This window comes from Geobacillus sp. PLS 41 (assembly GCF_056494105.1).
Map to the genome: position 1 here is coordinate 1,601,404 of NZ_CM151395.1, position 21,107 is coordinate 1,622,510.

General features: G+C 54.1%; 24 protein-coding genes. 23 read left to right on the forward strand and 1 reads right to left on the reverse strand.

The annotated features are described in order from the left end of the window. Positions 1-102 precede the first annotated feature (102 nt). The 5 genes from dnaJ (at position 103) to deoC (ending at position 5,224) form a co-directional block, all read left to right on the forward strand. Positions 103-1,251, forward strand: a complete 1,149-nt coding sequence (gene dnaJ / locus ACVX3G_RS07885; RefSeq protein ID WP_011231982.1) for a molecular chaperone DnaJ — start codon at positions 103-105, stop codon at positions 1,249-1,251. Between the two features lie 5 nt (positions 1,252-1,256). Beyond that, positions 1,257-2,195 (forward strand): 50S ribosomal protein L11 methyltransferase, encoded by a 939-nt coding sequence (prmA, locus tag ACVX3G_RS07890; protein ID WP_014196376.1) that lies wholly within the window; start codon positions 1,257-1,259, stop codon positions 2,193-2,195. Positions 2,196-2,212: 17 nt separating this feature from the next. Continuing rightward, complete coding sequence (locus tag ACVX3G_RS07895; protein ID WP_011231980.1) at positions 2,213-2,989, forward strand: 16S rRNA (uracil(1498)-N(3))-methyltransferase; 777 nt, start codon at positions 2,213-2,215, stop codon at positions 2,987-2,989. Between the two features lie 76 nt (positions 2,990-3,065). Next, positions 3,066-4,415, forward strand: a complete 1,350-nt coding sequence (gene mtaB / locus ACVX3G_RS07900) for a tRNA (N(6)-L-threonylcarbamoyladenosine(37)-C(2))-methylthiotransferase MtaB (protein ID WP_014196374.1) — start codon at positions 3,066-3,068, stop codon at positions 4,413-4,415. Positions 4,416-4,552: 137 nt separating this feature from the next. Further along, positions 4,553-5,224, forward strand: coding sequence for a deoxyribose-phosphate aldolase (gene deoC / locus ACVX3G_RS07905; RefSeq protein WP_014196373.1), 672 nt, complete (start codon positions 4,553-4,555; stop codon positions 5,222-5,224). On the opposite strand, the gene ACVX3G_RS07910 is transcribed toward deoC, so the two are convergent. After that, the gene (locus ACVX3G_RS07910) at positions 5,221-6,156 is read right to left on the reverse strand and encodes a Na/Pi symporter (RefSeq protein ID WP_014196372.1); all 936 of its coding nucleotides are present in this window, start codon (positions 6,154-6,156) and stop codon (positions 5,221-5,223) included. The two genes, deoC and ACVX3G_RS07910, sit on opposite strands and share 4 nt — an antisense overlap. A gap of 184 nt (positions 6,157-6,340) precedes the next feature. Here ACVX3G_RS07910 and rpsU point away from each other — a divergent pair, with 184 nt between their 5' ends. From rpsU to cccA, 18 genes are all read left to right on the forward strand, one after another. Beyond that, positions 6,341-6,514: a 30S ribosomal protein S21 gene (gene rpsU, locus ACVX3G_RS07915; RefSeq protein ID WP_008879912.1), complete on the forward strand. Its 174-nt coding sequence runs from the start codon at positions 6,341-6,343 to the stop codon at positions 6,512-6,514. Between the two features lie 29 nt (positions 6,515-6,543). After that, the gene (locus ACVX3G_RS07920; protein ID WP_011231976.1) at positions 6,544-6,990 is read left to right on the forward strand and encodes a GatB/YqeY domain-containing protein; all 447 of its coding nucleotides are present in this window, start codon (positions 6,544-6,546) and stop codon (positions 6,988-6,990) included. Positions 6,991-7,091: 101 nt separating this feature from the next. After that, positions 7,092-7,376 carry a sporulation protein YqfC gene (yqfC, locus tag ACVX3G_RS07925; RefSeq protein ID WP_013144709.1) on the forward strand — a complete coding sequence of 95 codons (285 nt, stop codon included), beginning with the start codon at positions 7,092-7,094 and terminating at the stop codon, positions 7,374-7,376. Between the two features lie 15 nt (positions 7,377-7,391). Next, the gene (gene yqfD / locus ACVX3G_RS07930; protein ID WP_014196371.1) at positions 7,392-8,579 is read left to right on the forward strand and encodes a sporulation protein YqfD; all 1,188 of its coding nucleotides are present in this window, start codon (positions 7,392-7,394) and stop codon (positions 8,577-8,579) included. Between the two features lie 2 nt (positions 8,580-8,581). Then, positions 8,582-9,544 (forward strand): PhoH family protein, encoded by a 963-nt coding sequence (locus tag ACVX3G_RS07935; RefSeq protein WP_011231973.1) that lies wholly within the window; start codon positions 8,582-8,584, stop codon positions 9,542-9,544. Between the two features lie 49 nt (positions 9,545-9,593). Beyond that, positions 9,594-11,696, forward strand: a complete 2,103-nt coding sequence (locus ACVX3G_RS07940) for an HD family phosphohydrolase (RefSeq protein WP_011231972.1) — start codon at positions 9,594-9,596, stop codon at positions 11,694-11,696. After that, positions 11,693-12,163: an rRNA maturation RNase YbeY gene (gene ybeY, locus ACVX3G_RS07945; protein WP_011231971.1), complete on the forward strand. Its 471-nt coding sequence runs from the start codon at positions 11,693-11,695 to the stop codon at positions 12,161-12,163. The genes ACVX3G_RS07940 and ybeY overlap by 4 nt, the downstream gene beginning before the upstream one ends. Beyond that, a complete protein-coding gene (locus tag ACVX3G_RS07950; protein ID WP_011231970.1) occupies positions 12,163-12,516 on the forward strand; it encodes a diacylglycerol kinase family protein in 354 nt (117 codons plus the stop codon). Before ybeY ends, ACVX3G_RS07950 begins: the two co-directional genes overlap by 1 nt. A gap of 123 nt (positions 12,517-12,639) precedes the next feature. Next, the gene (locus tag ACVX3G_RS07955) at positions 12,640-13,038 is read left to right on the forward strand and encodes a cytidine deaminase (RefSeq protein WP_021322326.1); all 399 of its coding nucleotides are present in this window, start codon (positions 12,640-12,642) and stop codon (positions 13,036-13,038) included. Next, entirely contained in the window at positions 13,031-13,939 is a 909-nt protein-coding gene (gene era, locus ACVX3G_RS07960; protein ID WP_014196368.1) for a GTPase Era, read from the forward strand. Before ACVX3G_RS07955 ends, era begins: the two co-directional genes overlap by 8 nt. A 101-nt stretch (positions 13,940-14,040) precedes the next feature. Beyond that, a complete protein-coding gene (locus ACVX3G_RS07965) occupies positions 14,041-14,184 on the forward strand; it encodes a YqzL family protein (protein ID WP_011231967.1) in 144 nt (47 codons plus the stop codon). Between the two features lie 31 nt (positions 14,185-14,215). Further along, positions 14,216-15,004 carry a DNA repair protein RecO gene (gene recO, locus ACVX3G_RS07970; RefSeq protein WP_011231966.1) on the forward strand — a complete coding sequence of 263 codons (789 nt, stop codon included), beginning with the start codon at positions 14,216-14,218 and terminating at the stop codon, positions 15,002-15,004. 72 nt (positions 15,005-15,076) lie between these two features. Continuing rightward, entirely contained in the window at positions 15,077-15,700 is a 624-nt protein-coding gene (ccpN, locus tag ACVX3G_RS07975) for a transcriptional regulator CcpN (RefSeq protein ID WP_272945229.1), read from the forward strand. Between the two features lie 22 nt (positions 15,701-15,722). After that, positions 15,723-16,523, forward strand: coding sequence for a pyruvate, water dikinase regulatory protein (locus ACVX3G_RS07980; RefSeq protein ID WP_014196367.1), 801 nt, complete (start codon positions 15,723-15,725; stop codon positions 16,521-16,523). Positions 16,524-17,056: 533 nt separating this feature from the next. Then, the gene (dnaG, locus tag ACVX3G_RS07985) at positions 17,057-18,853 is read left to right on the forward strand and encodes a DNA primase (RefSeq protein WP_011231963.1); all 1,797 of its coding nucleotides are present in this window, start codon (positions 17,057-17,059) and stop codon (positions 18,851-18,853) included. A 34-nt stretch (positions 18,854-18,887) separates the two neighbouring features. Beyond that, positions 18,888-20,015: an RNA polymerase sigma factor RpoD gene (gene rpoD / locus ACVX3G_RS07990; protein ID WP_011231962.1), complete on the forward strand. Its 1,128-nt coding sequence runs from the start codon at positions 18,888-18,890 to the stop codon at positions 20,013-20,015. Positions 20,016-20,088: 73 nt separating this feature from the next. Then, the gene (locus ACVX3G_RS07995) at positions 20,089-20,604 is read left to right on the forward strand and encodes a hypothetical protein (RefSeq protein WP_014196365.1); all 516 of its coding nucleotides are present in this window, start codon (positions 20,089-20,091) and stop codon (positions 20,602-20,604) included. A gap of 108 nt (positions 20,605-20,712) precedes the next feature. Further along, a complete protein-coding gene (gene cccA / locus ACVX3G_RS08000) occupies positions 20,713-21,075 on the forward strand; it encodes a cytochrome c550 (RefSeq protein WP_014196364.1) in 363 nt (120 codons plus the stop codon). Positions 21,076-21,107: the final 32 nt, after the last annotated feature.

The following is a 21,107-nucleotide window of genomic DNA, read 5'->3' on the forward strand; positions in this document are numbered from 1 at the left end:
CCTTGGCTTTGACTTTTTTTCTAGCATTGACATATTGCCTTGCCGCAGAGGGAAATGATAAAATTAAATTTATGTGAGTGAATCGGGAGTGGATGATCAACGATGGCGAAGCGCGATTATTACGAGATTCTCGGCGTCAGCAAAAACGCGACGAAAGACGAGATCAAAAAAGCGTATCGAAAGCTTTCAAAGCAGTATCATCCAGATGTGAACAAAGCCCCGGACGCCGCGGAGAAGTTTAAGGAAATTAAAGAGGCGTACGAAGTGTTAAGCGATGATGAAAAGCGGGCCCGCTACGACCGCTTTGGCCATGCCGACCCGAACGAAACGTTTGGCGGCGGCGGATTCCAAGGCGGAGGGTTTGATTTCGGCGGCTTTAGCGGCTTTGGCGGTTTTGAAGATATTTTTGAAACGTTTTTCGGCGCCGGTCCGCGCAGGCGGGCGAGCGGTCCGCGCAAAGGCGCGGATGTCGAGTATATGATGACGCTTACGTTTGAAGAAGCGGCGTTCGGAAAAGAAACGGAAATTGAAATTCCGCGGGAAGAGACGTGCGACACGTGCCAGGGCAGCGGAGCGAAACCGGGCACAAGCCCGACGTCTTGTCCGCATTGCCACGGCAGCGGGCAAGTGACAAGCGAACAAGCGACGCCATTTGGCCGCATCGTCAACCGCCGGACATGCCCCGTCTGCGGTGGCACGGGCCGGTACATTCCGGAGAAATGCCCAACGTGCGGCGGCACGGGACGCGTCAAACGGCGGAAAAAAATTCACGTCAAAATTCCAGCCGGCGTCGACGACGGCCAGCAGCTGCGCGTCGCCGGCCAAGGGGAGCCAGGGGTCAATGGCGGGCCCCCGGGCGATTTGTACATCATCTTCCGAGTCGAACCACATGAGTTTTTCAAACGCGACGGCGACGATATTTATTGCGAAGTGCCGTTGTCGTTCGCCCAGGCGGCGCTCGGCGATGAGATCGAAGTGCCGACGCTCCATGGCCATGTGAAGCTGAAAATCCCGGCCGGCACGCAAACGGGCACGCGCTTCCGCTTGAAGGGAAAAGGGGTGCCGAACGTACGGGGCTACGGCCAAGGCGATCAGCACGTCATTGTCCGCGTTGTGACGCCGACGAAGCTGACCGAAAAGCAAAAGCAGCTGCTGCGCGAGTTTGAACGGCTCGGCGGAGACACGATGCACGACGGGCCGCACGGCCGTTTTTTTGAGAAAGTCAAAAAGGCGTTTAAAGGAGAAGCGTAAGCGCGATGAAATGGTCAGAAATCAGCATTCATACGACGCATGAGGCGGTCGAGGCGATTTCGAACATTTTGCATGAAGCGGGCGCCGGCGGCGTCGTCATCGAAGACCCATACGATTTGGTCAAAGAACGGGACGACTGGTACGGCGAGATCGTCGAGCTCAACCCGGACGACTATCCGGAAGAAGGGGTGATCATTAAGGCATATTTGCCGGTCAACAGTTTTCTTGGCGAAACGGTCGAACAAATTAAGCAGGCGATTAACAATTTATGGCTGTATGATATCGACCTTGGCAAAAATAAAATTACATTGAGCGAAGTAAACGAAGAGGAATGGGCAACGGCGTGGAAAAAGCATTATCACCCGGTGAAAGTGTCCGAAAAGTTTACGATCGTGCCGACGTGGGAAACGTACGAGCCGGCGTCTAGTGATGAGCTGATCATCGAAATGGATCCGGGCATGGCGTTTGGGACCGGCACGCACCCGACAACGGTCATGTGTCTGCAGGCGCTCGAAAAGTATGTGCGCCCCGGCGATCATGTCATTGACGTCGGCACCGGCTCCGGCATTTTAAGCATCGCCGCAGCGATGCTTGGCGCTCAGTCGGTGCGGGCGCTCGATTTGGACCCGGTGGCGGTCGACAGCGCGCGGCTGAACGTGAAGCTCAATAAGGTGCAGCATGTCGTAACGGTCTCACAAAACAATTTGCTCGACCATATCGAGGAACCGGCTGATGTGATCGTCGCCAATATTTTAGCGGAAATCATTTTGCGCTTTACTGGTGACGCCTACCGGTTGTTAAAGCCAGGCGGCCGCTTCATCACGTCTGGCATCATTCAGGCGAAAAAGCAGGACGTCAAAGACGGGTTGCTTGCCGCCGGCTTTGCCATTGAGGAAATCAACGTGATGGAAGACTGGGTGGCGGTTGTCGCCCTGAAACCGTAAGCAAAGAAGGGATGGCTGTGCAGCGCTATTTCGTTTCCGGCCAGGCGCAACAAGGCGGGATCGTCGCGATCAGCGGCGATGATGCCTATCATATCGCCCGCGTCATGCGCATGAAGCCGGGGGACGGGATCATTTGCGTCTTTCCAGACGGGCGCACGGCGGTGTGTGAAATTGAACAAATTGCCAATGAGCATGTGCAAGCCCGTATTGTACAATGGAAAGAGGAGCGAAGCGAGCTGCCGGTGCGCATCTACATCGCCCAAGGGCTGCCGAAAGGCGAAAAGTGGGAGCTCGTCATCCAAAAAGGAACAGAGCTCGGCGCCGCCGGCTTTCTTCCGTTCGAAGCCGCCCGGTCGGTCGTGAAATGGGACGCGAAAAAGGCGGAGAAAAAAGTCGAGCGATGGAAAAAAATCGCGAAAGAAGCGGCTGAGCAGGCTGAACGAACGGTGGTGCCGGACGTGCGGGCGCCGCTTTCGTTTGTCGAGCTCCTCTCCTTTGGCCAAACGGTCGATGTTCGGCTGTTTGCCTACGAAAAAGAGGCGCGAAACGCCCGGCATGCCGCGCTTCCGGCGCTTCTTTCCCGCCTCCGTCCGGGCGGCGCGTTGCTGGCTGTTTTCGGGCCAGAAGGCGGGTTCAGTCCGGAAGAAGCAGAACAGCTTCGGCAGCACGGCTTTTCGCCGTGCAGCCTTGGGCCGCGCATTTTGCGGACCGAAACAGCTCCGCTCTATTTGCTTTCCGCCGCCTCTTATGAATGGGAGCTGCGCGCGCCGAACGGCGAAGCGGAGCGCGCTTAGTGAGCAACATTGGCTGTTTCTTATAAAAGTTCGGTCCCGCTGATCCCTAAGCGGGGGGCAGAGTGAGGTGAACAAGATGCCGACAGTGGCTTTTCATACACTAGGCTGCAAAGTCAATCATTACGAAACCGAAGCGATTTGGCAGCTGTTTAAAAAAGCCGGCTACGAGCGAAAAGAGTTTGAAAGCCGTGCGGATGTGTATGTGATCAACACGTGCACGGTGACGAACACCGGCGATAAAAAGAGCCGTCAAGTCATCCGTCGTGCGGTGCGCCGCAATCCGGACGCCGTCGTCTGCGTGACCGGCTGCTATGCGCAAACATCGCCGGCTGAGGTCATGGCCATTCCGGGCGTTGATATTGTCATCGGCACGCAAGACCGGCATAAAATTTTGGATTACATCGAGCAATTCCAGCGCGAGCGCCAGCCGATCAACGCTGTTCACAACATTATGAAAACGCGCGTTTTTGAGGAGATGGATGTGCCGGAATTCACTGATCGGACGCGGGCGTCGCTTAAGATCCAAGAAGGGTGCAACAACTTCTGCACGTTTTGCATCATCCCGTGGGCGCGCGGCTTAATGCGCTCGCGCGATCCGCAGGAAATCATTCGCCAGGCGCGCCAGCTCGTCGCCGCCGGCTATAAAGAAATCGTTCTGACCGGCATTCATACAGGCGGCTATGGCACCGATCTGAAAGACTATAACTTTGCGTCCTTGTTGCGCGATTTGGACGAGCAAGTGCCGGGGCTGAAGCGGCTCCGCATTTCGTCGATTGAGGCGAGCCAAATCACCGATGAAGTGATTGATGTGCTGAAGCGGTCGGAGAAAATCGTCCGCCATTTGCACATTCCGCTCCAGTCTGGGTCGAATACGGTGCTCAAGCGGATGCGCCGCAAATATACGGTGGAATTTTACGCGGAGCGGCTCGCCCGGCTGCGCGAAGTGTTTCCAGAGCTGGCGGTGACTTCTGACGTCATCGTCGGTTTCCCAGGCGAGACGGAAGACGAATTTATAGAGACGTACAACTTTATTCGTGAACAACGGTTTTCCGAACTGCATGTCTTTCCTTATTCGAAGCGGACCGGCACGCCGGCGGCGCGCATGCCGAACCAAATCGATGAAGAAACGAAGCATGACCGCGTCCGCCGCTTGATCGCTCTGTCCGACCAATTGGCGAAAGAGTACGCCTCCCGGTTTGAAGGGCAAGTGCTCGAAGTCATTCCGGAAGAGCGCGACAAAGAGCGGCCGGATTTGTACGTCGGCTATACAGACAACTATTTGAAAGTCCGCTTCCCGGCAACCGAGGAAATGGTCGGTGAACTTGTCAAAGTGAAGATTACGAAAGCCGGCTATCCGTACAATGAAGGAGAGTTCGTCCGCGTTGTGCCGGATGAAATGGCCCGTTCGGTCAAATGGAGCTCATAACCCAGCCTAGTTGCTGGGTTTTTTCTGTCTTTTTCCGGAGACAATACGGATGGCTAGTTTTTGTCGAGGGAGCATGGTATGATGGTAGACGTCATACTTTCCATCTTGACGGAAATGGCAGAAAGGAGTTTCTCCGAATGACGATGAATATCGCGAAAATGATCGATCATACGCTGCTCAAACCGGAAGCGACAGAACAACAAATCGTGCAACTGTGCACGGAAGCAAAGCAATACGGCTTTGCTTCCGTGTGCGTCAACCCAACGTGGGTGAAAACGGCGGCGCGCGAGCTTTCCGGCACGGATGTCCGCGTCTGCACGGTCATCGGCTTTCCACTTGGGGCAACGACGCCGGAAACAAAGGCGTTTGAAACAACGAACGCCATCGAAAACGGCGCTCGCGAAGTCGACATGGTGATCAACATCGGCGCGTTAAAAAGCGGGCAAGACGAGCTTGTCGAGCGCGACATTCGTGCGGTTGTCGAAGCGGCGGCTGGCAGGGCGCTTGTCAAAGTGATCGTTGAAACGGCGCTTTTGACCGATGAGGAAAAAGTGCGCGCCTGCCAGCTCGCAGTGAAAGCCGGCGCTGATTATGTGAAAACGTCGACCGGGTTTTCCGGCGGAGGTGCGACGGTGGAGGATGTGGCGCTGATGCGGAAAACGGTCGGCGACAGAGCAGGCGTCAAAGCATCAGGCGGCGTCCGTGACTGGAAAACCGCTGAGGCGATGATCAACGCCGGCGCGACGCGCATCGGCACAAGCTCTGGGGTGGCGATCGTCACCGGCGGGACGGGCCGCGCTGACTACTAAGCCCGGTTTCGGTCATGCAAAAACAGAATGACCTTTTCGATGGCGCCGACAAATCGAAGAGCAGCCACTGAGCAAATGACGTTGAACAAGACGCTCACATGAGCGAGCTGCACATCAGGCGCTGGGCTGAGCCTGGCGGCAAAACTGGCGAGCGGCTCGGTCCAAAAGGCGAACAAAGCGGCGCCGACGACGTTCAGCCATAGATGGGTGTAGGCGGTCAGCTGGGCCTCTTTGCTGGAGCCGATCGAAGCCAAAAGCCCGGTGATGCACGTACCGATGTTGGCGCCAAGCAACAGAGCAATCGCCGCGGACAGCGTCAACAGCTGTTCGTTTAAAAATCCCATGGCGATGCCGATCGTTGCCGCGCTCGAATGAACGAGAGCGGTGAGGACGATGCCGACAAGAAGGCCGACAGCGACGGATCGGTTCGTTTCTTTAAGCCATGCATCAACGAACGGATAGGCGGCAAGCGGTTTAGCGAGGCTGCCAAAGCCGTCCATGGCAAACAGCACAGCGGCGAGGCCGACAGTGGTCATGCCGATGCCGAGAACAAGGCGATGGCGGCCGAAAAAAACAAGCAGCGCGCCGCTGACAAGAAGTGGGATGGCGCCATCGCCGATATCAAGCGTCATCAGCTCGGTCGTGACCGTCGAGCCGATGTTGCTGCCTAAAATGATGCCGATCGATTGGCGGAACGACAAGTAGCCGGCGGCGACAAGGCCGACCGTCATCACCATCACCGCTGAGCTGCTTTGCAGGAGAGCGGTCGTCGCCAAACCGGCGGCAAATCCTTGCAGCGGCGTGGCGGTAAAGCGCATGAGCCACCGTTTTAATCGATGGCCGGACAACGTGTAAAGCCCAGCTTTCATCATAAACATGCCAAGAAGAAACAAAGCGGTGTAAATGGCAAACAGCATCAGAAACGACCCCATGGGCGACTCCCCTTTCACCCTATATGTATGGGCCTTGTCCGCGGGTGATGACCGTTTTTTCAGCGCGGGGAAGAGGCGGCCAGCAGGCCGCCGCTGCTTTTTTTTATTGACCTTTTCTGTCAGCATGTATTATAATTGACAAGTACAATATGCAATGGTTGTTGTTCGGAGGGAGGGAAGCAGGATGTCCAAAACGATCGTTCGCAAAAATGAGTCGATCGACGACGCTCTTCGTCGCTTCAAGCGTGCCGTTTCGAAAACGGGCACTTTGCAAGAAGTGAGAAAGCGCGAATTTTATGAAAAGCCAAGCGTCAGACGGAAGAAAAAATCTGAGGCGGCTAGAAAGCGCAAGCACTAAGAGCATGCATTAAAGAGGGTGTATAATCGGTGAGTCTTCTCGATCGTTTGAATGACGATATGAAGCAGGCGATGAAAAACAAGGAGAAAGAAAAACTGTCTGTTCTCCGGATGCTGAAAGCGGCGCTGCAAAACGAAGCGATCAAGCTCGGCAAAAGCCCGCTCTCGGAAGACGAAGAGCTGACGGTTCTTTCTCGCGAACTGAAACAGCGTAAAGACTCCCTCCAAGAATTTGAAAACGCTGGCCGTTCAGATCTTGTCGAAAAAGTGAAAACCGAAATTGAAATTGTTCAATCGTATATGCCAACGCCGCTGACAGAGGACGAGCTGCGCGAATTGATCGAGCAGACGATCAAGGAAGTCGGCGCCTCTTCGAAAGCGGATATGGGAAAAGTGATGGGCGCGATCATGCCGAAAGTGAAAGGAAGAGCGGATGGTTCGCTCGTCAACAAACTTGTCCAACAACAGCTGTCATAAATGCAATGGGCCTTGCCGGCAGGCAGGCCCGTTGTTTTTGAAAAGCGGTGCTAGAACCCCCTTTTGTCTCATACATATGAGATGAAAGGGGGTTCTTTTTGATGGTGAAAAAATGGCGCCAGCAGATGAAGCGGTGGATGGCGGAAAAGCTTGAACTTCCCGCCGACATTATGATGGATCTGCCCCGCATTACGATGGTTGGGCACATACATATTTACATTGAAAACCACCGCGGGCTGCTCGCGTTCAGCGATAAAGAGCTCCGCCTTTTGCTGCGGAACGGACAGCTCGTTGTCCGCGGCGAACAGTTTGTGATTAAAACGATTTTGCCGGAAGAAATTTTGTTGGAAGGAAAAATCAGCCAAGTCGTTTATATAGATGAATAGCGAGGAGGAACGGAGATGAAAAACGAATGGGTCGACACACTCGCCGGCAGCGTGCGGGTCAAAGCGAGAGGGAAAGGGATCGAACGGTTGATCAACGCCTGCGTCCGCCAAGGGATTGCCGTCTGGAACGTGAAAAAGCATAGCGCGGATACCGCGACGTTTTTCATTAAGCTCAGCGACGTGAAACGGCTGCGCCATGTCGCCCGGCAAAGCGAATGCAAACTTTCGTTTGTCGGGAGAACCGGGCTGCCGTTTTTTTGGCGGCAGGCCTGGCGGAACAGCGGGTTTTGGCTCGGCTTGCTCCTTTTTATAGCGATTGTGTTTTTGCTTTCGAACATCGTTTGGAAGATCGAAATCAAAGGGGCGGCTCCAGAGACGGAGCATCAAATCGCCCGCGAGTTAAAGCGAATGGGAGTCGAGCGCGGCGCATTTCAGTTTCTGCTTGATGACCCGGAGACGCTGCAAAAAAAGCTGACGGAACGCGTTCCGGACATCACGTGGGTCGGCGTTGAGTGGAAAGGGACGTCGCTTCACTTCCGCGTCGTTGAAAAAGAGATTCCGGAGCCGAAAAAACCGATTCCGCCGCGTCATCTCGTGGCAAAAAAAGAGGCGGTCATCGCTGATTTGTTCGTTGAAGAGGGACAACCGCTCGTTTCCGTCAACGACTATGTGCAAAAAGGCCAGCTGCTTGTTTCTGGCATTATCGGCGCTGAAGGGAGGACGAAGTTTGTGCCGGCGTCAGGGAAAGTGTTTGGCGAAACATGGTACAAGTCTACGGTCGTCCTGCCGCTTGAGACGACGTTTCATGTGTTGACCGGCAAGTTCACCGAACGGCATTATGTCGGAATCGGGCGCCTTTTGATTCCTGTTTGGGGATGGAAGAAGCCGGTGTTTGCCCATACCATCGTTGAGACAGAAAAACGGCCGTTTCGTTTTTGGAAATGGGACTTGCCGCTCTATTACGAGCGCATCACGATCCGCGAGGCGGAAGAAGTGAAGCGGCGCTACACGTGGGAAGAAGCGTTCGCGGAAGCGAAAGAGATCGCCCGCCGCGAGCTGCGGGCGAAATTGCCGGAGGAGGCGGCCATTCGCAGCGAAAAAGTTTTGCATCAGGCGAAAGAGAATGGTAAAGTAAGGGTAGAATTGCATTACGAAGTCATCGAAAATATTGCTGTACCACAACCCATCGTCCAAGGAGATTGAGAATGTCAGAGCAGTTCGTTACGATCAGCCAACATGTGCGAAACCCGCAGGAAGCGGCGGCGCTCTTTGGCGTCCATGACATCCATTTAAAACGGATCGAGGAAGAGCTCGGCGTGTCGATTGTGACGCGCGGGGAAACGGTCAACGTCTCCGGCACGCCGCAGCAAGTTCAGCTCGTTGATGAATTGCTTCGCCATTTATTGATCGTCATTCGCAAAGGGGCGGCGGTCAGCGAGCGCGACGTTCTTTACGCCATTCAGCTTGCAAAAAAAGGAGCGCTTGACGGCCTTGTTCAACTGTACGACGAGGAGATTACAAAAAACGCCAAAGGGAAGCCGATCCGCGTCAAAACGTTGGGCCAGCGCTATTATGTTGCAGCAATTGAACAGTATGACTTGACGTTCGGCATCGGCCCAGCCGGCACCGGAAAAACGTATTTGGCGGTCGTCATGGCGGTCAAGGCGTTAAAAAACGGCAGCGTCAAGCGCATCATTTTGACTCGTCCGGCCGTTGAGGCTGGAGAAAGCCTCGGCTTTTTGCCAGGCGACTTAAAAGAGAAGGTTGACCCGTATTTGCGCCCGCTGTATGATGCCTTAAACGATGTGTTGGGAGCGGAGTATACGCAGCGGTTGATTGAGCGCGGCACGATTGAAATCGCCCCACTCGCCTATATGCGCGGCCGGACGCTGGAGGATGCGTTCGTCATTCTTGACGAGGCGCAAAATACGACGCCAGCGCAAATGAAAATGTTTTTGACCCGGCTCGGCTTCGGCTCGAAGATGGTCATTACCGGCGATATTTCCCAAGTCGACTTGCCGAAGGGCGTCGAATCGGGGCTTTCGGTCGCCAAGCGCATTTTGGCCTCCATTGGCGGCATCGCCTTTGTGTTTTTGGAACAGTCGGATGTCGTTCGCCATCCGCTCGTCGCGAAAATTATTGACGCCTATGATGAGGCGGGCTTATAGAACGAGAGCGACGGGATCGGTCTTTTCTTGCAAAGCGAGGGGAAAACCGGTGGGAAGGTTTCGTTTTTTTCTTGAGCGGACAAAAACAGTCCGCTTTGTCCGCTTTTGGCTGTTTTTGCTTTTGGCTGTTCTGTTGTTTGCCGTTTTGTATTGGCAAGTGAAGCCGCGCCAGTATGAGCTGCGCCTGTTTGACGTCGCGAAGGAAACGATCCGTTCGCCGGTGACGGTCGAGGACAAAGAGGCGACCGCCAAGCTGAAAGAAGAGGCGGCGGCGAAAGTAGCGGATGTCTATACGTTAAAAAAAGAATATGCCGAAAACCGGGTCGACCTTCTTTCCTCGCTGTTTGCCGCGATTGAAAGCGTGCAGCGCGAGGCGGAGCCGGACCGCCCGCTCGGCGATATGATCGCCAAACTTGAGGAACGGCTGCCGCCGGAATGGCTTGCCTATCTGTCTGCCGCTGAATGGCAACGGCTGCTTGCCGCCTCGCCGGAGGAGCTCAAGACGGCGAAGGAAGCCGCCTTGACCGCGGTGCATGCCGTCATGAGCGAGCGCATTTCCCAAGCGGAACTTGACACGGCGCGGGCGGAAGCGGCCAAAGAGCTTGAATACGCTGCGCTGTCGCCGCCGCTTCGCGAGGCGGTCGCGAAGCTTTGCCGACAGGCGGTCATTCCGAACGTCGTCTACGATCGGGCGGCGACGGAAGAAAAACGGCGGCAGGCGATGGATGAAGTGAAGCCGGTGAAAATTTTGCAAGGGCAAGTGATCGTCGAGGAAGGACAGTTTATCACGAATGATGTTTACCGCCGGCTCGAGCTGGTCGGCTTGCTTGAGAGCGGGCGTCCGTCTTGGACCGCCGCTGGGCTTTTGGTGTTCGTTTTGTTGCTGCTTGCTCCGCTCATTTATTATTTTCGGACGGAAACGACGAATGAAAAGCTGTCGCTTTATACAGCCATTTTTGCGTTGATGATGACGACAATGGCGCTCATTCGCCTTCTGCCATCTAGCGGCGCTGTTTCCATCGGTTACCTTGTGCCGGCGGCGTTCGGGCCGATGCTCGTCCGCATTTTGCTCGGAGAGCGGCTCGCGATGATGACGACCATCATCGGAGCAGTGTGCGGCAGTTTGCTGTTCAATGAGGAAATTGGAACGGCCGGCGCGGTGTCGGTGTCGTTGATTGTTTACTTTCTTGCCGGCGGCTTGGCCGGGACGTTTTGTCTGCCAAAGGAGCTGGCGAAAGCGAACATTTGGCGGGCCGGCGTGTTTGTCGCCGCGGTCAATATCGTTTCGCTTTTTTCGCTGTTGCTGTTAAAAAACGGCCGCTATTCGCCGACGGAAATCGGCTTGTTGGTGCTGATGGCGGCGGCCTCAGGGGTTTTTTCTGCCATTTTGACGATCGGTCTCTTGCCGGTGTTGGAGGCGGCGTTTGGCATTTTGTCGCCGCTTCGGCTCATTGAACTGTCCAATCCGAACCATCCGCTCTTGCGCAAGTTGCTCACTGAAGCGCCGGGGACGTACCATCATAGCATTATGGTCGCCAATTTGGCCGAAGCGGCGTGCGAGGCGATCGGCGCCGACGGCTTGCTGGCGCGCGTCGCCTGCTACTACCATGACATCGGCAAGACGAAGCGGCCGCGCTATTTCATCGAAAATCAAATAGGCGGCAATCCGCATGACCATTTGTCGCCGCAGTTGAGCAAAAATATTATTATTGCCCATGTCGCCGACGGCGTCGCTTTGCTGCGCAAGCACCGGCTGCCGAAGGAGATCATCGACATCGCCGAACAGCACCACGGCACGACGCTGCTGAAGTATTTTTATCATAAGGCGCGCGAGCAAACCGAGTTTGTCTCGGAAGCGGAGTTTCGTTATCCCGGGCCGAAGCCGCAGACGAAAGAAGCGGCGGTCATCAACATCGCCGACAGCGTCGAAGCGGCTGTTCGCTCGCTATCCAACCCGTCGCAGGAAAAAATCGAGAAGATCGTCCGGTCGATCATCGCTGATCGCTTGCAGGACAACCAGCTGAACGAGTGCGACATTACGCTGAAGGAGTTGGAACTCGTCGCCCGTTCGCTTTGCGAGACTTTAAACGGCGTCTTCCATTCGCGCATCGAATACCCAGAAGTACGAAAGGAAAAGGTGAAGCATGCATGACCATTCACATTGATTTTCTAGATGAAACGAACGAGGTGACCGCTGAGCAAATCGAGACGATCGAGCGGCTGCTCGCCGAGGCGGCGGCCCTTGAAAACGTGCCGGACGGGGCGGAGGTGAGCGTCACATTTGTGGACAACGAACGCATCCGCGCGATGAATCGCGACTATCGCGGCAAAGATGCGCCGACCGATGTGCTTTCGTTTGCTCTTGAGGAGGAAGGGGAAGAAGAGGTTCACATCGTCGGCGCTGATATGCCGCCGGTGCTCGGCGATATCGTCATTTCGATTCCGAAGGCAAAAGAGCAGGCGGCAGCCTATGGACATTCGTTCATGCGCGAGCTCGGGTTTTTGGCTGTGCACGGTTTCTTGCACCTGCTTGGTTACGATCATGGGACAGAAGAGGAAGAGCGCGTCATGTTCGCCAAGCAGGAAGACATCTTGGCGAGGTTCGGGTTGACAAGATAATGCGCGGCAAACGAGAGCGAGACCGGTTTGCTTGGGCGTGGGCGGGAATGAAGGCGGCGGTGAAAGAGGAAGCTCATTTGCGCTTCCACTTGGCGGCCGCTGTTGTCGTCTTTGCCGCCGGGTGGGTCGTTGGGCTGTCGCGCTGGGAGTGGATCGTGCTGCTCATGGCGGTCGGCACGGTCATTGCGCTTGAGCTTGTCAACACGGCTATTGAGCGCGCCGTCGATTTGGCGACGGGTGAGTTTCATCCGTTGGCGAAAGCGGCGAAAGACATCGCTGCCGCGGCGGTGCTCGCGGCGGCCGGATTTGCGGTTGTGATCGGCATTTTGCTGTTTTGGCCGCATCTTCGCTAAACGAATGAGAGAGAAAATTCGAATTTTTCTGTTACATTTTGATTTCAAATGATGAAATGGATGGCGTTTTTTTGTAAAATAAAAGAAAGCAGCGTTTGCTTGCAGGAAAGGAAGAGTCAACTCGTGGAGATTGAGCAGCTCATTGTCGAAGCGAAAAAAGCGCGCGAACTCGCCTACGTGCCGTACTCGAAGTTTCCAGTCGGCGCCGCGCTGTTGACGAAAGGCGGCAGTGTGTACCGCGGCTGCAACATTGAAAACGCCGCCTACAGCGTGTGCAATTGTGCGGAGCGGACCGCGTTGTTTAAGGCATATTCGGAAGGGGAGAAGGAGTTCACTGCTCTTGCGGTCATCGCCGACACTCCCCGCCCGGTGCCGCCGTGCGGCGCATGCCGCCAAGTGATCGCCGAACTTTGCCACGGCGATATGAAAGTCATTTTAGCCAACCTCAAAGGCGATGTGAAAGTCATGACAGTCAGCGAATTGCTGCCAGAAGCTTTTTCAGCGGAGGATTTGCATGCGTAAAGAAGGATACAAATCAGGATTTGTTGCCATTATCGGAAGACCAAACGTAGGAAAGTCGACGTTTTTAAACCGCGTCATCGGGCAAAAAATCGCGATTATGAGCGATAAACCGCAAACGACGCGCAATAAGATTCAAGGCGTGTACACGGACGATGACGCGCAAATCATCTTTATCGACACGCCTGGGGTGCACAAACCGAAGCATAAGCTCGGCGACTTTATGATGAAAGTGGCGCTCAATGCGCTTCGCGAAGTGGATTTGATTTTGTTTATGGTCAATGCTGAGGAAGGATTTGGGCGCGGTGAGGCGTTCATCATCGAACGGCTGAAAGAAGTGGACACCCCGGTGTTTTTAGTCATCAATAAGATCGACCGCGTCCATCCGGATGAATTGCTGCCGCTCATTGACCGATACAAAGATTTGTACCCGTTTGCTGAAATCGTGCCGATTTCGGCGCTTGAAGGGAACAATGTCGACCGCCTGCTTGAGCAAATTAAAGAGCGGCTGCCGGAAGGGCCGCAATATTATCCGCCGGACCAGATTACTGACCATCCGGAGCAGTTTATCATCGCCGAGCTCATTCGCGAGAAAGCGCTTCACTTAACGCGCGAGGAAGTTCCGCACTCGATTGCTGTCGTCGTCGAACGCATCGAGCGGCGAGAAGGGTCGCCAACGGTGTATATTAGCGCGGTGATCGTTGTGGAGCGCGATTCGCAAAAAGGAATCATCATCGGCAAGCAAGGCCGGATGCTGAAGGAAATCGGACAGCGGGCGCGCGCTGACATCGAAGCGCTGCTTGGATCCAAAGTGTTTTTGGAACTGTGGGTCAAAGTGCAAAAAGACTGGCGCAACCGCCTTTCGCAGCTGCGTGATTTCGGGTTCCGTGAAGACGAGTATTGACGGTTAGAAAATTTTACGCGACATAAACCGTTTTTGCCTGAGCCAACCTATAGGTAAACCACCAATACGCAATGCCTGCAGGCGGAAAGAGGTGTCATTCCATGCTTGAGTTTACGTGGAAGTTGTTTAGCCAAACAGGCAATATCGACACGTACCTCCTATTTAAAGAGTTGGAACGAGAGCAACAGTTTGGCGGTGAAGAGCAAAACGCTGAACAGAAAGAAATCGACCAGCCGATCTCGTAGCATCGTTGTTGGTAGAAGCGGTGGTGATGGGATGTTCGAAACGTGTGAAGCGATCGTCATGCGGACGGTCGATTATGGCGAAACAAATAAAATTGTCACATTGTTTACCCGAGAATGGGGAAAGGTGGCTGCGATGGCAAGGGGAGCGAAAAAGCCAAGCAGCCGCCTTTCTGCTGTTACGCAGCCGCTCTCATATGGCCATTATGTCATCCGCCGCAGCCGCGGCGTCGGCGTTCTTCACCAGGGAGAGCTCATCGACTCGATGCGGGCACTGCGCGAAGATTTGTTTGCCGCCGCCTATGCGGTGTATATTGTAGAGCTCACCGACAAAAGCACGGAAGAGCAAAAGCGCAATCCGTACTTGTTTGAGCTTCTTTTGCAGACACTACAATATATGAGCGAAGGCCGCGATTTAGAGATTTTGACGTTCATTTACGAAATGAAAATGCTTGCAGTGCTTGGCATTCCGCCGGTGCTGGACCGTTGTGCCCGCTGCGGGGCGACGGAGGGGCGCTTCTCGTTTTCCGTCAAGGAGGCGGGCTTCCTTTGCCATCGCTGCGAGGCGTCCGATCCCCATCGGTTCCCGCTCTCTTCGGCTTCCGTCCGGCTGTTGCGCCTCTTTTTTCATATCGATCTTGCTCGGCTTGGATCCATATCGGTGAAAGAAAGCACAAAGATGGAGCTGGGCGCCGTATTGTCCGCCTATTATGATGAATATGCCGGCCTGTCGCTGAAGACGAAGCGTTTTTTGCAGCAAATCGGTGAACTGAAAGACAAGCTCAGCCCCGACGGAGGGCAAGGAGCATCATTTTCATTGTGAATGGGGCGTGTAGTATAATATAAATGAGAGTGATAGCGTGTGGGACCTTTTTTGGCAAGGTGGTGAACGACGATCGAACTAAATAAACGCCAAGAGCAGATTTTGCAAATTGTGAAAGACTACGGGCCGATCACCGGAGAAAGCATCGCTGAGAAACTGAACTTAACGAGGGCGACGCTACGGCCGGATTTGGCCATCTTGACGATGGCTGGCTACTTGGAAGCGCGGCCGCGCGTCGGCTATTTCTATACGGGAAAAACCGGCAAGCAGCTGTTCGCCGATAAAATGAAAAAGATGAAAGTCGAGGATTACCAATCGATTCCGGTTGTCGTCAATGAGAATGTGAGCGTCTATGATGCGATCGTCACAATGTTTCTAGAGGACGTCGGCACGCTGTTTGTCGTCGATGACGAGTCGTTGCTTGCGGGCGTTTTGTCGCGCAAAGATTTGTTGCGCGCAAGCCTCGGCAAGCAGGAACTGACGGCGATCCCGGTCAATATTATTATGACGCGGATGCCGAACATCGCCGTTTGCTACAAGGACGACCCGCTCATTGACGTGGCTGAACAGCTGATTGAAAAACAGATCGATGCCATGCCGGTCGTGCGCAAAACGGAGAAAGGATATGAAGTGATCGGCCGTATTACGAAAACGAATATAACGAAAGCATTCGTGTCGCTAGCCAAAGAGGACTAAATCCAAACAAAGGAGGAGAAGAATGAACCAGCGCCTTGTTTACGTCGTATCCGATTCCGGCGGGGAAACGGCCGAGCTTGTCGTCAAAGCGGCGGCCAGCCAGTTTCACGCCTCGCCGATTCAAGTGAAACGCGTCCCGTATGTGGAAGATAAAACGACATTGGCTGAAGTCGTCGCTTTAGCGAAAATGAACCGCGCCATTATCGCGTTTACGCTCGTCGTTCCGGAGATGCGGGAATTCTTGCTCGCCGAAGCGGCGCGCGAAGGGGTCGTCGCATACGATATCATCGGTCCGCTCATTGAAAAGATGAGCAATTTGTTCCAGCTGACGCCAAGATATGAGCCGGGTCAAGTGCGCGTACTTGACGAAGATTACTTCAAAAAGATTGAAGCGATCGAATTTGCCGTCAAATACGATGACGGGCGCGACCCGCGCGGCATTTTGCGCGCCGATATCGTGCTCATCGGCGTATCGCGCACATCGAAAACACCGCTGTCGCAATATTTGGCGCATAAGCGGCTGAAAGTGGCGAATGTGCCGATCGTTCCAGAGGTCGAGCCGCCGGAGCAGCTGTTTCGAGTCGGTCCGGGGAAATGCTTCGGCTTGAAAATCAGTCCGGATAAACTGCTTTCGATCCGCCGCGAGCGGCTGAAATCGCTCGGCCTGAACGACCAGGCGATTTACGCCAATATGGATCGAATCAAAGAGGAGCTCGCTTATTTTGATGAAGTCGTGAAAAAAATCGGCTGCGACGTCATCGATGTGACGAACAAGGCGGTCGAAGAGACGGCGAGCATCATTATGAAAAAGTTGAAGCGCTAGCTTCGCCTCATCCGCACGATTTCTTGATTTGGAGTCGTGCGTTTTCTTATGGCATATTGCCGCCACTTATATTATAATAAAAAATTGCGAGAAAAATGACCTATATAGGTTTAGAGCGGCCATGAGACGAGTAAACTATTTATAGCCGCTTGTCAAGAAGAACGAAAAAAAGATTTTCGACAAAGTTGTCAATCATTCGGCAAAAAAGCAGGATTTTTTTGCGATGGTGTAGAATAATAGGAGGTGTAAAGCAACCCTTGCTTTGAGAGCGCGGTCATCTGCTGCATAAGATCATCAAGAAAAAAGTGAAATTTTCTTTTTCTTGCTGAAATATAATATACCGAAGCGCATCTTCGAGATGCACCGCTCTGATGAATCTTTGTCCAGACGGCGGGCTGAGGGGCGGGAAGCGGATGATCAAGCCAGCCGACTTTACGGGCAAGGGGGCGAAACGAACGTTTTGAAAAAATTTGTCGAAATGGAAAGGAAAATCGGCTTGCTGCCGAGAATAAATACGATACGGGGTTGTTCGTATGGGACATCGCATTCCCGAGGAAACGATTGAAGCCATCCGCCGCGGCGTTGACATCGTTGACGTCATTGGCGAATACGTCCAGTTGAAAAAGCAAGGCCGCAACTATTTTGGCTTATGCCCGTTTCATGGAGAAAAGACGCCATCGTTTTCCGTTTCCCCAGAAAAGCAAATTTTCCACTGCTTCGGCTGCGGGGCAGGGGGGAATGCCTTTACGTTTTTAATGGATATCGAAGGCATTCCGTTTGTGGAAGCGGCGAAACGTCTTGCGGCCAAAGCAGGGATCGACTTGTCCGCCTATGAGCTGGACAGCCGCGGGAGTGATGGCAGCCGGGCCGACGAGGCGAAGGCGATGGTCGAAGCACACACGTTGTTGAAACGATTTTACCATCATTTGCTTGTCCATACAAAAGAAGGACAAGCCGCGCTCGATTATTTGCAGGTGCGCGGGTGGACAAAAGAAACGATCGACCGATTTGAAATCGGCTATGCGCCGGATGTTCCTGATGCCGCCGTCAGGTTGCTGGAGAGCCGTTCGTTTCCGTTGGTGTTGATGGAAAAGGCGGGCTTGTTGGTGAAAAAAGAAGACGGGCGATACGTCGACCGCTTCCGGAATCGGATTATGTTTCCGATCCATGATCATCGCGGCGAGACGGTTGGTTTTTCCGGCCGTCTGCTCGGCGACGGGCAACCAAAGTACATGAACAGCCCAGAAACGCCGATTTTCCGCAAAGGCACGCTTTTGTATTTTTTTCACGAGGCGCGCGTGTCAATCCGCAAGCGTCAAGAGGCGCTGCTCGTTGAAGGGTTTGCCGATGTCATCTCTGCCGTGCAGGCCGGCGTTGACTATGTGGTGGCAACGATGGGAACGTCGCTGACCGAGGAGCAGGCACGCATTTTGCGCCGCCATGCGGAAACGGTCACGATTTGCTATGACGGCGACAGCGCCGGAACGGAAGCCGCCTGGCGCGCCGCCGAACAATTGAGCGCGTTCGGGTGCCGCGTGAAGGTAGCGTTGCTCCCGGACGGGCTGGATCCAGATGAATATATACGCACTTGCGGCGCCGACCGTTTTGCCGAAGAGATCGCCGCCGCCCGGCCGCTCATGGCGTTTAAAATGGATCGTTTGCGGCGGGGAAAAAATTTGCAGGAAGAAGGCGACCGGCTCCGTTATATCGAGGAAGCGCTCCGAGAAATCAGCAAGCTGTCGAGCCCGGTGGAAAAAGATTATTATATGCGCCAGCTTGCGGATGAGTTTTCGTTGTCGCTCTCCGCGCTTTACGAACAGTTGTCCCGCTCCAAGCCGGAACAGCCAAAGCCGCAGGTGAATGACGGCGGAAAACCGGTCCGGCCGGCATTGACGAAAAAATTGCTTCCGGCCTTTCAAAATGCCGAGCGGTTGCTGCTTGCCCATATGATGCGGAGCCGCGATGTGGCGTTCATCGTTCAGGAGCAGGTCGGCGGCCGATTTAATATCGAAGAGCATCGGGCGTTGGCTGCTTACATTTATGCCTTTTACGAAGAGGGGCATGAAGCCGACCCCAGCGCGCTCATGTCTCGGCTTCCCGGCGAGTTGCGGACGCTGGCGAGCGAGCTGTCGCTTTTGTTGGTCGCAGACGACGTTTCCGATCGGGAGCTTGCCGATTGCATCCGGCATGTGTTGAATCACCCGAAATGGTTAATGCTAAAGGAAAAAGAGCAAGAAAAGACGGAAGCGGAGCGAAGAAAAGACTTTTTGACGGCCGCCCGCATCGCGAAAGAGATGATTGAGATGAAAAAAATGTTATCTTCTTCATAACATGGTGGTATGAGTTTTTAAAGGAGGTAATGAAATGGCTGAAAAACCAGCCCAATCAAAGCAGGCTGAAGCTGCCGGCGAATCGCTTGAACAAGTGAAAGAGCAACTCGCTGAGCTCGGCAAAAAGCGGGGGATCCTCACCTATGAGGAAATCGCTGAGCGGTTGTCTGGCTTTGATTTGGACTCCGACCAGATGGATGAGTATTATGAATACCTCGCTGAGCAGGGCATTGAAGTGATCAGCGAATCCGACCTTGAGGCCGATCCGGACATCGACGACTTGGCCAAAGAGGAAGAATTCGACTTAAATGACTTGTCCGTTCCTCCCGGCGTCAAAATCAATGACCCGGTGCGCATGTACTTGAAGGAGATCGGCCGCGTGCCGCTGTTGTCGGCGGAAGAAGAAATCGAGCTGGCGAAACGGATCGAGCAAGGCGATGAAGAAGCGAAACGCCGGCTGACGGAAGCGAACCTCCGCCTCGTCGTCAGCATCGCCAAACGGTATGTCGGCCGCGGCATGCTCTTTCTTGATTTGATTCAAGAAGGGAACATGGGGCTGATCAAGGCGGTCGAAAAGTTTGACTATCGGAAAGGCTACAAGTTCAGCACGTACGCGACGTGGTGGATCCGCCAAGCCATCACAAGGGCGATCGCCGATCAGGCGCGGACGATCCGCATCCCGGTTCATATGGTCGAAACGATCAATAAACTGATCCGCGTCCAACGGCAATTGCTCCAAGACCTCGGGCGCGAACCAACGCCGGAAGAAATCGCCGAGGAAATGGATTTGACACCGGAAAAAGTGCGGGAAATTTTGAAAATCGCCCAAGAACCGGTGTCGCTCGAGACGCCGATCGGCGAGGAAGATGACTCGCATCTTGGCGATTTCATCGAAGACCAAGACGCGACATCGCCATCCGAGCACGCTGCTTACGAGCTGTTGAAAGAGCAGCTCGAAGATGTGCTTGATACGCTGACGGATCGCGAGGAAAATGTGCTGCGTCTCCGCTTCGGGCTTGACGACGGACGGACGCGGACGCTCGAAGAAGTCGGCAAAGTGTTCGGCGTGACGCGCGAACGCATCCGTCAAATTGAAGCCAAAGCGTTGCGCAAGCTGCGCCATCCAAGCCGCAGCAAACGGCTGAAAGACTTTTTAGAGTGACCGTTTTGTTCGATAGTTTACTTCTTCGGAAGTAAACTATTTTTTCTTTCTTTATGGGAAAGGTGGTCTATCTATGAATCGGCAACGACGGGAAACGATCATCCAAGAAATCGAATATTGGAAACGTTCGCGCCTTCTGCCGGAACATTATTGCGACTATTTGCTCGCGTTGTACACGGAAGGAGACGCCCGTTCGCACGGACGACGGTGGCGCAGCTCGCTCGCCGCTGGTCTCTGTTTATTGCTTCCAGCCGCTGCTCTTGTCATTTATTTTACTGAATTGTCATTCGTTTTGCAAACGCTCCTTTTCGCCCTATTTTTGGCTGCCTGCTTGTTCTTTTGTTGGCGGTGGCGGAACAAGCGAGAGCTCCTTCACTTTCCGCTCATCGGAAGCGCCTGGATTTTGCTTATGGCATCCATTCTTGAGGTTGATCGGTATTTTCCCAGGCAAACGGGTGCGCTAGCAGCTGTCGTGCTCGGAAACTGTGTTCTCTGGTTTGTTGTCGGCCGCCTGCTTCACCTTCGCTACTTTTCGCTCGCCGCTGTCAGCGGGGCGTTGCTTGTAACCGCCGCCATCTGGTGGCGCTGAGGCGTGTTGTTGCCTTTTCGGCAACTTAGGGCTTTTCCTTGTCCATTATTTACAGTAAAATAAAATTGTTTGCAGCGTTCTTCATTATACATAAGGGAGGTAAAAGAGATGAACCGCAATCCGCTCATCCCGTTTTTCATCATCATGGCATTCGGGATTGTGCTGACGTTCGTCTTGTCGTTTAAAGGGCTAGGCGATGCGAAGGAAATGGCCAAAGAGAAAAAAGGCGGCGAAAAAACGGAACAAACGGCCGAATTCAACCCAGAACAGTTTTACCAACAAACGTGTTCTAGCTGCCACGGCCAAAACTATGAAGGCGGCGTCGGTCCATCGTTGAAAGGGGTCGGGCAACGGCTGTCGATGGACCAAATTAAAGACGTCATCCAACACGGGCGCGGCAACATGCCGCCAGGGCTTGTGCCGGCGGATAAAGCCGATGCCATGGCGAAATGGCTCGCCGGTTTAAAATAATGGATGGTGAACATCCCTTTGCTTTTTGGCAA

Bases quoted from the DNA above. Each gene is read 5' to 3' on its own strand.
- ACVX3G_RS07950 (WP_011231970.1), top strand. From the start codon at position 12,163: ATGCGCGGCAAACGAGAGCGAGACCGGTTTGCTTGGGCGTGGGCGGGA.
- ACVX3G_RS07995 (WP_014196365.1), top strand. From the start codon at position 20,089: ATGAATCGGCAACGACGGGAAACGATCATCCAAGAAATCGAATATTGG.
- dnaG (WP_011231963.1), top strand. From the start codon at position 17,057: ATGGGACATCGCATTCCCGAGGAAACGATTGAAGCCATCCGCCGCGGC.
- ACVX3G_RS07980 (WP_014196367.1), top strand. From the start codon at position 15,723: ATGAACCAGCGCCTTGTTTACGTCGTATCCGATTCCGGCGGGGAAACG.
- ACVX3G_RS07965 (WP_011231967.1), top strand. From the start codon at position 14,041: ATGCTTGAGTTTACGTGGAAGTTGTTTAGCCAAACAGGCAATATCGAC.
- yqfC (WP_013144709.1), top strand. From the start codon at position 7,092: ATGGTGAAAAAATGGCGCCAGCAGATGAAGCGGTGGATGGCGGAAAAG.
- deoC (WP_014196373.1), top strand. From the start codon at position 4,553: ATGACGATGAATATCGCGAAAATGATCGATCATACGCTGCTCAAACCG.
- dnaJ (WP_011231982.1), top strand. From the start codon at position 103: ATGGCGAAGCGCGATTATTACGAGATTCTCGGCGTCAGCAAAAACGCG.
- cccA (WP_014196364.1), top strand. From the start codon at position 20,713: ATGAACCGCAATCCGCTCATCCCGTTTTTCATCATCATGGCATTCGGG.
- rpsU (WP_008879912.1), top strand. From the start codon at position 6,341: ATGTCCAAAACGATCGTTCGCAAAAATGAGTCGATCGACGACGCTCTT.
- yqfD (WP_014196371.1), top strand. From the start codon at position 7,392: ATGAAAAACGAATGGGTCGACACACTCGCCGGCAGCGTGCGGGTCAAA.
- mtaB (WP_014196374.1), top strand. From the start codon at position 3,066: ATGCCGACAGTGGCTTTTCATACACTAGGCTGCAAAGTCAATCATTAC.
- rpoD (WP_011231962.1), top strand. From the start codon at position 18,888: ATGGCTGAAAAACCAGCCCAATCAAAGCAGGCTGAAGCTGCCGGCGAA.
- ACVX3G_RS07910 (WP_014196372.1), bottom strand. From the start codon at position 6,156: ATGGGGTCGTTTCTGATGCTGTTTGCCATTTACACCGCTTTGTTTCTT.
- era (WP_014196368.1), top strand. From the start codon at position 13,031: ATGCGTAAAGAAGGATACAAATCAGGATTTGTTGCCATTATCGGAAGA.
- ACVX3G_RS07935 (WP_011231973.1), top strand. From the start codon at position 8,582: ATGTCAGAGCAGTTCGTTACGATCAGCCAACATGTGCGAAACCCGCAG.
- recO (WP_011231966.1), top strand. From the start codon at position 14,216: ATGTTCGAAACGTGTGAAGCGATCGTCATGCGGACGGTCGATTATGGC.
- ybeY (WP_011231971.1), top strand. From the start codon at position 11,693: ATGACCATTCACATTGATTTTCTAGATGAAACGAACGAGGTGACCGCT.
- prmA (WP_014196376.1), top strand. From the start codon at position 1,257: ATGAAATGGTCAGAAATCAGCATTCATACGACGCATGAGGCGGTCGAG.